This window comes from Vibrio sp. 1159 (assembly GCF_033340395.1).
Lineage (GTDB): Bacteria > Pseudomonadota > Gammaproteobacteria > Enterobacterales > Vibrionaceae > Vibrio > Vibrio alginolyticus.
The window spans coordinates 50,263-62,385 of record NZ_JAWOWL010000033.1 but is presented as its reverse complement, the minus strand read 5'-3'; the positions used below and the strand labels follow the sequence as shown (position 1 = coordinate 62,385).

The window sequence follows — 12,123 nt, the reverse complement described above, 5'->3', positions numbered from 1 at the left end:
GTACCAACCAATTGTGTGAGATGAACAAAGCTTATAGCAAGAAGCAAAAGCTTCACTCCTAAACGAAAATCTCAGAATTGTACGATGCCACTTACAAATAGAAATGTCCCTGGCTGCGTTACCTGTGATATTGTAAACATGAACATAGCCTTCATTTCGACCCGACTTATCCCATATACCCAAAGGTAAAAGTGATCAATTCAACCTCCAGCCTCATCGATTTTGCCAGCGTAATAAACAACATTGTTTGCAGTGTAGTAGGCTGCATATTTTTATCTCAGGTTCGTACTGGTCTGACAGGATATCAACGTCGATCTGCACTTTATTTCTTTTATTTTTTCCTAGTGTTTGGTTTTGCTTTCGCAGCGATGGCGATTCGATCCTGGCTTCCACTTATTTATTCTGTTTTCTTCAATAACTTTATGTATATGACAGTGGCTTATTTGCTGTTATTTGGCTCTATGAGCTGGTACAAGCGTGATATTAAGCCGTGGTTATGGAAGCTAGCAATCACACATGTCTGTTCATATACAGCGATACAAGTTCTTATTTATGAGTACGTACCAAATACCCTTGAGTTACGTGTTCAGATTGCTTTTGCGAATTTTGCTTTAGTGTACATTTCTACTTTTTTACTCTGCCACAACCATAGAGCTACAAATGGCAAAGGCGAGAGAATGCTAGCCTTGGCCTCGTTGGTTTGCCTGTTTGCTGCTGGTTTACCAACGTTTGCATTGGCAGTAACAGGGAAATTAGAATATTACCGTGCCGCAGTAGTGGTGACACAAAACATAGTTTGCTTCTTCTTGTTAGGCGGCTTGTTGTCGTTATTTCTTTTTAATCAGATAGATTGGCACTATAAAAGATCCATTCAGGATGAGCTGACAGGGTTGTTCAACCGCCGTTACATCAATGAGCGTATTACCGGTTTATTTCAGAATGATTTTCCTATTCACGGGACCTTGGCGCTTGTTGACATTGACCATTTTAAAAAAGTAAATGATCGCTTTGGTCATGACGCTGGTGATAACGCGCTCGTCTATGTATCAAAAATTCTGTCAGGTTGTCTTGCAAAGGACGATTTGGTTAGCCGCTATGGAGGTGAGGAATTTCTTATCTTTATTGCGGGGGATGATTCGAAACAGGCTCTAGCTACATTGAATAAAATCCATTCATCAGTTGAATCTCAAAGTCGATTATCGACTACTAGTATCCCCATTACCGTTAGTATTGGTTACAGTAACTTAAACTCAAAGGATACATTGCAGAGTTCTTTCGCCAGAGCTGATTCAGCTTTGTATATGGCCAAAAACCAAGGTCGTAACTGTATTGTTGGCGAGTAACTACGTCTAACCACCAGCAGATAAAGAACAGAAATGACTTTTTCATTCGCATTCCTCCGTTTCTGGTAATCGGTAAACGGAACCACTGTATACAGCATCCAGCTTTTTGCCTTGTTCATACCTTGCTTTGGTATTGCGTGTGAACGCAGAGAGCTGTTTTACGTACTGATTTGCTAGCTGTGTATCGTCGTGCTTGAGAACCAAGCAAGCAACGTTAAAGAGCATTCCGTCAACCACACTTTTCACTTCGATCACATCAGTAGTGTCTACCGTCATTGTTAACTGAAGACTTTTGGCATAATTGGTTAAGCTCGCTTTGTTCGAATCGGCCTCTGGCAAACTGTCGATATAGAATTGGATGTCATCACGTATACCATCATGTTGTGAGTCAACGCCTGATAGAGTGTCACTGGTGTCCAGAACTGGCATCATTACTTTTATCGATTGGGTAGATTGTTGAAGATGGCCAGATTGCGTCTGACGCTGTGCCTGGGAGATGACTTCCTGTTGCCAATGCTTAGTTTGTTCTTTGGAAAAGGCAAAACTGATTATTGGTAACATACAGAGGGAAGTACATGTTAATGCTACACAACAATTTGCGAACACCCTAAATAATGACTGAGTTATTTTAAATGTCATAGTTATACTGCGATTTCAAAAATAGCTAGGTATTTTTGCAAGACTAACTATCAATCATAAGTTGAGAGAAGGGTAAACCGTAGGAGTGTAAAAAACCTCCACATTGTGGAGGCTCTTTGTTGGATCGTTATTCGTCTTCTGACTCTATGTTTCTAGCAAGGCAATCCTTATCGATGTTGACGCCTTTCTCTATCAGTTGAGCAAAGAGCTTTGGAGTTCGTCCTTTACCATTCCAGCGATGCTTCACTCCATCCTCATCGATGTACAAATACTTTGGCTTACGTGGTTTCTTAATATCTTTCTTAACCGCGGCTTCTTGAGTGCTACCACCGGCGAGATCTGCTTCAGATAGACCGCGAGCTTTCATCATTTCTTTAACTTCTTCGATGTTACGCTGCTTTTCTTCTTGCGCTTTACGTTCTTCTTCTTCTTCAACTTCACGTTCAAGTATTAATTCATCTAGACGATCTCTCATCGCATTTAAGGCCGTTGAATCTGTACCTTTGAGGTACTTACGCATACGACGTATACGGCTCATGACACTTAGGAATTCAGCTTGAAAATCTTCTACTGCTTCTTTTGGATTAGCCACCTTGCTCACCTCTAAAAAAATAATTACTTATATCCATAACCAGTATATAGCAGCAGCTGATAAATTAAAAAGGAAGGGAATTACTTAACTCGAGCCCGCGCATAATCATTTAAAGGTACGTTACACGTTTTTTCATTTTTTGGATTTTCGTTTGATGTCGGCTTAAAGTGCAGTGGGGGATCAATAGGGGTAAGTCTTACGTTTCTCGGAATTTCATAACTGGCGGAACGACCGTCAGCCAGTTCTATTTTTGCAGCTTGGAATCGACCAAAAAATTTTGCAAAAAGTGCTAAGTCATCAACCATGCCTGCATCAGATGCCATTTGGAAAAAATTCTTCCTATCCTCACTTAAGGACATCTTCAAACATTAACTTGTTGTGAATCTAAAATGTTCTTAAGTACATCTGATGGCAGCTTACTCAGTTCAGACAATTGACTGGCTCTAACTTTAGATTCTTCCTTTTTGGCTTCATTCTCAGCAATCAAATCAGCACACCATGATGCAACATCTTCAATCGACACTTTTTCCAAAATTCGGTTAATGATAGATGGCTGTGTTAGGCCTGTCGACTTACGGAATTGGTCAACGTTATCTTTTGCTTCTTTCGTAAATTGAAAACTTGTTGAAGTGGATGGTTCTTGAGACATATTAGAAACGCCACTTATTGAATGTGTAGTCAAGGATACAATTTAAAGCTGTCCTATTTCAAGATGTTGTTGTCATACAAGGAGTTTTTTTTGATCGAAGATTTCCAATACTGATAAATGTATAAATAGATTTTAGCGTACGCCAGATTGTTCCAATTCAAGAAACAAGTTCAAAAATAGATCGCTTCAGTAAACCACAAAGTATTGAATTTTATGGCTGTATCTAGTTGATACTTCACATACGCTCAGTGTAGAATTCGAAAGCAAATTTGTGCTTTGAAGGTTGAGTTATGGGTGTAAATAAGAGAAAGGTATCAGCAAAAGAGCTAGCCCTAAAACTGGCAAATAACTATAACCATCTGTCAGTCGAAGAGTGTGAATTAGCTATTAAGGTTGTACTCAACGGTATTGCTGGTGGCATTGAACGCGGAGAGCGAACGGAAATTCGAGGCTTTGGCACTTTTACACCAGTTATATACAAGCCAGGTACAAAGCGAAATCCTCGAACTGGTGACACTATATCTACCGGTTATCGCGGGAGAGTAAGCTTCAAACCAGGAAAAGAATTAAAAAATTACGTTTTATAGTCATTTTTAGCTCAGAAAGCGTCTTGTGGGATTCTGAAAGTATTATCAAATAACAAATATCAACAAAATAAAGGATTAGGCTTAATGGCTTTACCAAAACACAAACCTTTGGTTGCGGCAGTGGTATGTGCAACCGTTCTTTCCACTTCTGGTTGTACGATGATGAGAGAGAATGCTCAACTCGTTATTGGCTGCGCTACTGGAACTGTTGTTGGCATAGCGGCAGGCGCGATTGCAGGCCAAGGTGACCCTAGATATATTGCAGGTGGTGCCGTTGTTGGTTTGGTAGCTGGATGTGGTGCGGGCTATTACCTTCAACAGAGGGAAGAACAACTGGCAGAAAATGCAGAAAAGCATGGCTTTAAGTCAGAATTTGTTCGAATTAGTGAAAAAGATGGTGTAGCAGCGACATTCAGTAAAGAGGGCGATTCAGATGTGGTTGCTTCTCAAATGACAGTTTCTTCTGACAAGCCAATTTTCGCTACTGGGCAGTACCGAATTACTGACAAGACGCAATTGGCAAACCTAGACTCCTTCATCAAGGGCTACATCTCTGGTATCGATAATCGTTCGAAAATTTACATCGTGGGTCATACGGATGCAGTAGGTGATCCGCGATATAACCAACGTCTTTCTGAGAAACGTGCAGAGTTTATTGCTCGTCGATTCTTATCACTTGGTGCGCCTAAAGACATTATCTTTTATGAAGGTGTTGGTGAGAGTCAACCTATTGCTTCGAATGACACCAACGCAGGCAGAGCACAGAATAGACGTTTTGAGCTGATCGATATTTTTAATGATTCAATTTCAACCAAAGCAGTTTCGTTAGAGAAGGTTTTAGAAGTTTCTCGAGCTAAAAAGCAACGTCTTACAAACGTTATGAACGACGAAGGACGTTTGCTCGTTAAACAGCAAATGAACCACAAAGAAGAGCCTAAGGAAGAAACCAATAAACCTGTTAAGAAGGCTAATAAAACTGATGTTGTTCAGAACACTGCGCCTGTACGTGTCAAAGATACAAACCCACTTAAGCTCGAAGGTTCGCAGTTTGATGGCAACCGCACCAGTACACAGTTAACCCAAAACTTAGGTAAGTATTACGATGACAGTTGGAGCCTGTTCAATAAGGCTCATGCTGAACTTGCTTTCGTCGACTCATGTGCGGTCAGTGAACCAAGAACTAAGTCCACGATTAAGACGTTAGGTGCCAGTAACACCATTTCTAATACCAGTGAATTTCTACCTAGCATGATTGGGAATATCTGGTGGTCTAAAGTGGACGAAGCAAAAGCCTCCACGATGGTTATGCTCGGCCCAGTAAGAGTTAACAAAAACACGTTTGAATCTGAAGGAAATCCTTCTCTGAAGTTCATTAAAAACTACAAATTTGCTAATCAATCTGTTGATTATGCATACGATTTAAACGCCGAAACTTATCGAGGGGATGACGCTGTTTTGTTCCGGGTATATCCGAAGGGGAAATCATCTATTAAGTGTGCTGATTTCGTTTTCAGTACCAAGGGCGATTTGGCAACAAAGTACTCTGAGATTGTTTATAACTCTCGCGGAAAAACGCTTTCTAAAGTAATGACATTAAAAACAAGACTATAAAGGTTAAATATTCAGAATGGATCTATTGAATTCTATTTTTCAAAGTTGGCAAAAGGTAATTTGGCTTACTTTTGCTACGGCTATGGTTGCACTTTTCTGGTACAGCTACAGAAAAGAAATTGGACTGTGGTGGCTAGGTGTTAGGCATCGAAATGTGGTGTTTGGTAAAATTCGCTCTTTAGCCAAAAACCCTACTATCAACGGTGGCTGGTTCCATGTGGAGAAACAAATATGCCAAGATTATAAGCCTTACTACTCAAACACCAGTAAAGACAAAAATTACTACATCGCTTGTAGAGAATATCTGGACTTAGTAGGCGAAGCTGGGCGTAAACCATTAACGCCAATTTTAATCTTCGGTCTATTCGTTGTATTAGTTCTGGAAGCTTGGGGGTTTAGCTATACTTTGAGCGGTTTCATAGACCTAACTGCATCAGAAAACACTCGTAAAATCATGGCGATGCTGGTTGCAGTCACCTTTGCACTTGCTCTGGCGTTTGTAACACACAATATGGGCGCGGAACTCTACCGAAACAAACTGATCGATAACATCCGTGAACTTTGGGCAGCTGATCGTGATCCAGAACCGTCACTCACGCAACAAGCAGGCACTTACGTCGGTGCGATTCAGAACCCTTCTGATATTGACCAAAAGCCTTATATTAGACGTCTGAACCGATTGAAGCTGGGTAAGAGTACTAAATCGTTCAAGAGTACAATTACGGCAATCATTGCGATTGTGATTATCGCGGCGATCTTAACGTTTGTTCGAATTAAATCTCTGGAGTCTAATCAAACTGACGATGCTCTGTGTAATGTGACTAGCACTTCTCAAAGTGGTGGTTCTTCTGAGATGCCGGACTTTAATGCTTTATATGGCGGCGACAATAGCATGCCAAACGTAGCTAAACAGCAAAACTCAGAAGCGGTTGCCGCAGGTGTGAATCAGAAATGTGAAGCAACAAAAGAGGGTTCATGGGCAACGTTTGGTATGTTGGCGATTCTATTCTTGCTTCTACAGGGGTTCTCAACTTGGGTAAGTATGACTCGCGGTTTTGCTGGATCTCTAAGTTCAGAGGCATACAAGCGCACTCATAAGCACCAGACTCCAGAAGAGTTCGAAAATTATTATGAGAACTTGGCATCAGAAATCGCTGATTCTGCACAGAAATCATTAAGTCGCCTACAAACACAGATGGCGAACGTTCTGCCGCAAATCACCCCTTCTTCAGAAGTGAACGAACTGATTAAAACAGCGAATAAACGAACCTTCTACAAATTCATCGAAGGTCAAGAGCAAGCCCCTGTTTATAAAGCGCCAAGAAAGGTAGCGGTAGAAACTCTACCAGAGCCAGAAGTTACACCGGAACCAATCTTGGACTCAACAACGACTTCAAAAGAGCTTCCGTTGAACATTTCTGATGAAGAATTGTTTTCAGGGTCATACAGTGACGAAGAGGTTGTAGAGATCCTTCGCGCTAGAAAAGCTGCTGAGAAACAGCAAAAAGAACAAGCGGAGAGAAAGGCTCGCTTGATGGCCCAAGCCGAGGAGTCAGCAGAAGAGCGTATGGCACGACTTTCAAAACTAGCAGCTGAGACGGAATAAATTAACATGAAGAAAACTCTATCATTAACATTGGTAGCCCTAGCCAGTTTTTCCCAACTGGCATTTGGGGCGGTAAGGAATGATATTCCTTCTTGCTATGACTATGCTGGCCTTTCTGAATACAAGCCATCAGTAGCCAAGCGAGAGCTGTTTGTCGTAGTTGACCAGACACTTCATTTAGATTCCAACATGAAGGTTAACGTACACAAACAAGTTCAAAGCTTTAACCAACCTGGTGACAAAATTACGGTTGTAACGTTCTCTGCGATGGCCGCAGGTGAATACACAAATATCCCATTTTCTGGATACTTTGAGACACCTCTTTCGTCATCTGATCGTGACTCTGTGAATCGAACAAAGCTCACTAAGTTAGATTCATGCCTAAAGAGCCAAGCTAAAGCTGTGAACGGCGCTCAGAAGATGTTGAAAGAATCATTTAACGATGGGGACGAAGATTATCCAAAGACTGAATTGGCTGGAACAATCATGTCAATCGGTACCGACTTAATTTCGCGTTCTCAGGCAGATAAGAAAATTGTATTTCTAGTGTCGGATATGCTGGAGAACTCTGAGACATTGACGTTTTACTCACGAGGTCATGTTAATGTTCCAGATGCACAAAAGGCGTTCGAAAAGATTGCTGCCCAAGGGTTCCAGGCGGATTTCAAAGGCGCGGATCTACATGTGCTGGGGGCAGGGTATATTCACGGTGGCAAGAACTATAGCAGCTATAATTCGATGAAGAATCTGGAACAGTTTTGGCGAATGGTTCTAAAGGATTCGAACGTTAATCTAGTTCAGTTTGGTAAGCCAAATCTATTGCGAAACATTAGTGGGTAGTAAACGGGTAGACTAAGAAATCATCACTCGTATTGTCATACTCAAATGGCAGTGTAGGTATCACTTACACTGCCATTTTTTATACCTGAAGAAATGTAATGATTGCTCTATGACAAGGACTACCTTCCCAATTAATGAGTTTTTTATCAGATAAGAAAAGGTGAACAGAGTCATAAGTCACTATTTTTTAATGCTTTACTGATAATTTGCATTTTACATAGACAAAATGGTCTAATTTGTTGACAGTTTTTATTTGGAGCTCTATATTGAATTTGTTCTAGACAAAAACGTCTTAAAATCTGCAAGCAATATCGCTTTGCTGATTAGCAGGTACAGAGTATGAGCAACGAAAACATCAACAAACAGCTTATAGAATTCCTCATCGGTTCTAGAACTGAAGCAGGTCTTTCTCAGGAAGATGTTGCAGCACGTTCTGATATCTATGGTATGGGTAGAACTCTTGATCAAAGGGCCGTTTCCCGAATTGAAAAGCAACCACTGAAAGCAGATGCGATAAAAATGGCTGGTTACCTGAACGCAATAGGTATGGAACCAAGTCGCTTCTATGAATTCCTAAACCAAATAACTTACAAAAAGGAAGATATTTCCATGTCTATTCTCACTACAACTGAAGTTGCAACAAAAGTAGCACAGGCTTTAGATAAGATTACGGATACAAAATCCGCTATTGCTAAAATCGCTAAAGAGAGAAGCTACATTGATTCGATTGAACTTGGAGACAAGTTTGAAAAGTTCGAAGAGCTTCTAAAATCTCTAAATGGAAAGCCTATCATTGGTGGTTTTGGACACTTTGACTCGGGCAAAACCACAATGTTCAACACGTTAACGGATGGGAAGGTACTAAAAGAAAAGTTCACTCCTGCTACCTGCGTGGTAAACCTGTTGATGCACACGGATGATCAACCATCCATAATCAATGGCCAAGTGGCAATCTTCCGTAAAGGTTTTAAGCCATACATGATTCACTCTCAAGAACTGGTCAATAAGTACCTGATAGAGCAAGGCGGTACCGATATCCTAGACCGTTTAGGCGTACACAATTATGATGAATCATTTGAAAATGATGCGTACATAGCAATCGTGTTCATGGATGCGCCTATCCTCAAAAAAGTGTGGTTGATGGATACTCCAGGGGATCTAAACAGTGAAGACGACCGCGACACTGAAAAAGCGCTTGGTGGTGTAGAGCTAGCTGATGGTGTTGTATTCTTGTCTATGCACGCTGGATTCTTTAAGGAAAGTGATTTGGGTTTTGCCGCAAATATCATCCGTCAGCGCCCGCCAGTCGATAAAAATAATCCTCTGAAGCATCTACTATTCGTCCAGTCGCACTGTCATAGTGATCTAAATGCTGATGATGTTTCTATGGTTGGTAAAGTAACGTTCAAACGCGTGAAGAAGCAACTCGATAAGCTAATTTTCAATCATTGGATAGAAGATGGTTATATCGATGAAGCACCAGAACCTCAGGAACTGACCGCTCGTACACAACCGTTCTGGCGAGAGAATGAGCTATATCGTACATCGCTTATCCGTCAAGTTGATGAAATGGCCGATTACCTGAATGAGAATCATGCTGCTATCGTAGAGCAAAATATCAAGAATATTTACACTCAAGCAGATAAGGTTCTAGCGGTTGCTATTGAATCATTGAAAGATAAAGAGCAATCAAGTGTTGACCGTGTAAATGAGGTCAATGAACAGGATGCGCGATTTCGTAAGCAGGCTTCTAAAATAAAGGCCGATTTCGAGGAACTTGTTGCATCTTGTGCTGACCGTAAGAAAAAAGATCTTTCTGATATGAAGACCTTCTATCAGTACAATTCATCTGCGGAAGGCTTGGAAACGCTTATTACCGAAACTTATGATGACAAGAAAGAAGCTCAAACAGAAATTGGCAATTATTTCAGCCAACTGATCACCTCTAAACTTGAGAGTAACCTAAAATCTAGCGGTAAAGTTGTCTCAAATGAGGTGGACGCCCTTCTGGTGCGATGGCAAGAAGCAGCTCCTAAAATGACAAAGGCTTCTATTGACTCAGAAATTGGGGGGCTTGATATCGATGTTTCTGAATTTAACTCCCGCGCAGCATTTGTTGGTGGTATGGCCGGACTAGGAAGTCTAGGTGCAATGGCTCTATATGTATCTACGATTGCAAGCAACTTAGGGGCTTACATCCTAGTTGGTAAAGCTGCGGGTGTACTTGTTTCGTTAGGGCTTGCCAGTAGCGTAACCTCAGTTACATCGTTCGTGGCGGCTCTTGGTGGCCCGATCACTATCGGTATAGCCATTGCAGCTGCGATTGGATATATGGTTTATCGTTTAATGGGTAGTTCATGGCAGAAAAGCCTCGCTAAAAAGGTTGCTGAAGCAATCAAAAAGGAAAATGTTTGGGACCAAATTGAAGATTGCATTGTTAAGTTCTGGAACAATACTGAGACTGCAATTCAGGCTGGTCTAGATGAGCTGGTAGAACAAACCGAAGAGTACATCAATAAGCTGAAGGAAGATGCAGCTACAGAATATGACATTGATGAATTAAAGCGTTCTGTTGAAGCTCTAGTTGAGATTCGTGACTTACTAACTGGAAAGTTTGAATCTAAGACGGCTTAATCATTACAAGAGGGTTCTGCTTTCATTGCAGGACCCTCTTTCAAGTTTAAAGGGTGCAAAACAATGGCTTTATGGTTAGCGGCAATACCATTAGCGTATGGCGTAAAAAAATTATATGACGCATATAAGGAAGATGATGCGCCATCAACATCTAACTCCAGCAAATCTTATGACTCTAATGCGAAGCTGAAATCGGCAAAAAGACGCAGAACTACAGAGAGAAAAAAAGCGTTAGATAGTTTGATTAACGCGCACCGGGAAAAGCAGTTAAGCGATTTGCAGTCTGTTGCAGACAACATCGCCGCTGTTGTGGAAAACAGTACACCAAACTCATTTATAGTGAAGCACCAAGACATTGGGGTTCAGATTCGAGAGCTCACCAAAGCTAGACGATATTTTACAGTTGAGGAAATAGGTCGACCAAGAGTTGCAAAGACAAAAGTCAGTCTACATTCTAAAGATTCGATCATTCAAAAAGCCCTTAAGCAGGCAGAAAAGGAGTATGGGTTACTTGCAGGAATAGATCACTTAAAGAACTATGATGCTAAGGAAGACCCTTACCTAAAACACTTAAAGAAGAACAAGCGTTCTATCTTAGGGTTTTAATAACTTGATGCCAGTAAATTGGTAACTCTAAAGATTGTTTACTAGAAATGTGCTTAATCCAGCAGATACGTATTTCGGCCACTTTATAGTGGCCTTTTTCGTGTTTGGGTAGGCCGAAAGCTTGTGTAGGATTCACTGTCTGACAATGTTGAATCCACTGCCTTCCTTTTCAGAACGGATGCGGTACGCCTTCATTACTTTCTGCAGATATATGAGTTTGTATTTCTTTGTTTTTGAATGGTAATGACCAACAGCATTCCAAACACTTTGTCCGTCTTTTAATTCCTTTAACCTTTGTTTTAACACACGGCTTGCAACTTCAAGATTCAAACACACATCGTCTTTTAGCTTTTGCCAAGTCACGGTCGGGTACTCATGCTTGAACCAGATTTCCTCAAATTGAATCGTGTTCACCTGTCCGGGACCAAGGTCAAACGAACCATTTGACTTGTTATAAGATACAGTGCCTTTTCTGCCTTGCTCTACATCCAATATTGCCATCATGAGCGTAGCATCGAAGTCGAGCTTGTCAGCTGCCTGTTCAACACACTGTTCGATCACTACAGGCGCCACCTTAGTACCGCGAGCTACATCGTCTAACGTTATATCAATGACCATTCTTAGTCAGCCCTAAATAATGGTTGAAACCACGGTGAATGAACGCCGGTGCCACACCGCACCCAAACCAAATCGTCACATCTATTTCTTTAATTTGTTCTAATACATTACCTGGCATATTCGAACTCAAAAGGTAATAGGACACAAACCCAGAGGCTAAGAGGGGGAGTAGTAGGTACATAATGTCTCCGCCAAACAACCTCTTTCGCTCCATCATCATGTAAAGCAATGCAAAGTGAAATAAGAATAGGCTTGAGAACAGCAAACCATAGATGGATTGTGTGAAAATTGATAAGCAATACAGGCCGATAACTGACCCGGCGGCTAGTCGGTCGCGTTTAATCTTTAGGTTTTTAATATCGTCGTCACTCAAATCCGTCATTTTTAAATACGCTCAC

The 12,123-nt window shown here is 41.1% G+C and carries 13 protein-coding genes; 7 read left to right on the top strand and 6 right to left on the bottom strand.

Going from position 1 to position 12,123, the window contains the following annotated elements; translation table 11 throughout:
- Window positions 1-191 precede the first annotated feature (191 nt).
- Window positions 192-1,343, top strand: a complete 1,152-nt coding sequence (locus tag R7127_RS20835; protein WP_318148519.1) for a GGDEF domain-containing protein — start codon at window positions 192-194, stop codon at window positions 1,341-1,343.
- 42 nt (window positions 1,344-1,385) lie between these two features.
- Here the strand turns inward: R7127_RS20835 and R7127_RS20830 are convergent, their stop codons facing one another.
- The 4 genes from R7127_RS20830 to R7127_RS20815 form a co-directional block, all read right to left on the bottom strand.
- The gene (locus R7127_RS20830) at window positions 1,386-1,904 is read right to left on the bottom strand and encodes a hypothetical protein (protein WP_318148518.1); all 519 of its coding nucleotides are present in this window, start codon (window positions 1,902-1,904) and stop codon (window positions 1,386-1,388) included.
- 205 nt (window positions 1,905-2,109) lie between these two features.
- The gene (locus R7127_RS20825) at window positions 2,110-2,574 is read right to left on the bottom strand and encodes an H-NS family nucleoid-associated regulatory protein (RefSeq protein ID WP_318148517.1); all 465 of its coding nucleotides are present in this window, start codon (window positions 2,572-2,574) and stop codon (window positions 2,110-2,112) included.
- Window positions 2,575-2,654: 80 nt separating this feature from the next.
- On the bottom strand, window positions 2,655-2,897 hold the full coding sequence (locus R7127_RS20820) for a hypothetical protein (RefSeq protein ID WP_318148516.1): 243 nt from the start codon (window positions 2,895-2,897) through the stop codon (window positions 2,655-2,657).
- 38 nt (window positions 2,898-2,935) lie between these two features.
- Window positions 2,936-3,223, bottom strand: coding sequence for a hypothetical protein (locus R7127_RS20815; protein WP_206953866.1), 288 nt, complete (start codon window positions 3,221-3,223; stop codon window positions 2,936-2,938).
- A 290-nt stretch (window positions 3,224-3,513) separates the two neighbouring features.
- Here R7127_RS20815 and R7127_RS20810 point away from each other — a divergent pair, with 290 nt between their 5' ends.
- The 6 genes from R7127_RS20810 to R7127_RS20785 all read left to right on the top strand — a co-directional run bounded on the left by R7127_RS20810 (window position 3,514) and on the right by R7127_RS20785 (window position 11,107).
- Complete coding sequence (locus tag R7127_RS20810) at window positions 3,514-3,810, top strand: HU family DNA-binding protein (RefSeq protein WP_206953867.1); 297 nt, start codon at window positions 3,514-3,516, stop codon at window positions 3,808-3,810.
- 84 nt (window positions 3,811-3,894) lie between these two features.
- Window positions 3,895-5,421, top strand: a complete 1,527-nt coding sequence (locus R7127_RS20805) for an OmpA family protein (protein ID WP_206953868.1) — start codon at window positions 3,895-3,897, stop codon at window positions 5,419-5,421.
- A gap of 16 nt (window positions 5,422-5,437) precedes the next feature.
- On the top strand, window positions 5,438-7,027 hold the full coding sequence (locus R7127_RS20800; RefSeq protein WP_206953869.1) for a DUF4230 domain-containing protein: 1,590 nt from the start codon (window positions 5,438-5,440) through the stop codon (window positions 7,025-7,027).
- A gap of 6 nt (window positions 7,028-7,033) precedes the next feature.
- Window positions 7,034-7,867: a hypothetical protein gene (locus R7127_RS20795; protein ID WP_318148515.1), complete on the top strand. Its 834-nt coding sequence runs from the start codon at window positions 7,034-7,036 to the stop codon at window positions 7,865-7,867.
- Window positions 7,868-8,206: 339 nt separating this feature from the next.
- The gene (locus R7127_RS20790; protein ID WP_206953871.1) at window positions 8,207-10,501 is read left to right on the top strand and encodes a hypothetical protein; all 2,295 of its coding nucleotides are present in this window, start codon (window positions 8,207-8,209) and stop codon (window positions 10,499-10,501) included.
- Between the two features lie 63 nt (window positions 10,502-10,564).
- Window positions 10,565-11,107 carry a hypothetical protein gene (locus R7127_RS20785; protein WP_318148514.1) on the top strand — a complete coding sequence of 181 codons (543 nt, stop codon included), beginning with the start codon at window positions 10,565-10,567 and terminating at the stop codon, window positions 11,105-11,107.
- Window positions 11,108-11,239: 132 nt separating this feature from the next.
- Here the strand turns inward: R7127_RS20785 and R7127_RS20780 are convergent, their stop codons facing one another.
- Window positions 11,240-11,725 carry a lytic transglycosylase domain-containing protein gene (locus R7127_RS20780; RefSeq protein WP_318148513.1) on the bottom strand — a complete coding sequence of 162 codons (486 nt, stop codon included), beginning with the start codon at window positions 11,723-11,725 and terminating at the stop codon, window positions 11,240-11,242.
- Window positions 11,715-12,107 carry a hypothetical protein gene (locus tag R7127_RS20775; protein WP_206953875.1) on the bottom strand — a complete coding sequence of 131 codons (393 nt, stop codon included), beginning with the start codon at window positions 12,105-12,107 and terminating at the stop codon, window positions 11,715-11,717. Before R7127_RS20775 ends, R7127_RS20780 begins: the two co-directional genes overlap by 11 nt.
- Window positions 12,108-12,123: the final 16 nt, after the last annotated feature.

Excerpts from the sequence above, each read along its gene's own strand:
- R7127_RS20800 (WP_206953869.1), top strand. The coding sequence starts at position 5,438 with ATGGATCTATTGAATTCTATTTTTCAAAGTTGGCAAAAGGTAATTTGG.
- R7127_RS20775 (WP_206953875.1), bottom strand. The coding sequence starts at position 12,107 with ATGACGGATTTGAGTGACGACGATATTAAAAACCTAAAGATTAAACGC.
- R7127_RS20790 (WP_206953871.1), top strand. The coding sequence starts at position 8,207 with ATGAGCAACGAAAACATCAACAAACAGCTTATAGAATTCCTCATCGGT.
- R7127_RS20795 (WP_318148515.1), top strand. The coding sequence starts at position 7,034 with ATGAAGAAAACTCTATCATTAACATTGGTAGCCCTAGCCAGTTTTTCC.
- R7127_RS20780 (WP_318148513.1), bottom strand. The coding sequence starts at position 11,725 with ATGGTCATTGATATAACGTTAGACGATGTAGCTCGCGGTACTAAGGTG.
- R7127_RS20830 (WP_318148518.1), bottom strand. The coding sequence starts at position 1,904 with ATGTTACCAATAATCAGTTTTGCCTTTTCCAAAGAACAAACTAAGCAT.
- R7127_RS20810 (WP_206953867.1), top strand. The coding sequence starts at position 3,514 with ATGGGTGTAAATAAGAGAAAGGTATCAGCAAAAGAGCTAGCCCTAAAA.
- R7127_RS20805 (WP_206953868.1), top strand. The coding sequence starts at position 3,895 with ATGGCTTTACCAAAACACAAACCTTTGGTTGCGGCAGTGGTATGTGCA.
- R7127_RS20820 (WP_318148516.1), bottom strand. The coding sequence starts at position 2,897 with ATGGCATCTGATGCAGGCATGGTTGATGACTTAGCACTTTTTGCAAAA.
- R7127_RS20815 (WP_206953866.1), bottom strand. The coding sequence starts at position 3,223 with ATGTCTCAAGAACCATCCACTTCAACAAGTTTTCAATTTACGAAAGAA.
- R7127_RS20785 (WP_318148514.1), top strand. The coding sequence starts at position 10,565 with ATGGCTTTATGGTTAGCGGCAATACCATTAGCGTATGGCGTAAAAAAA.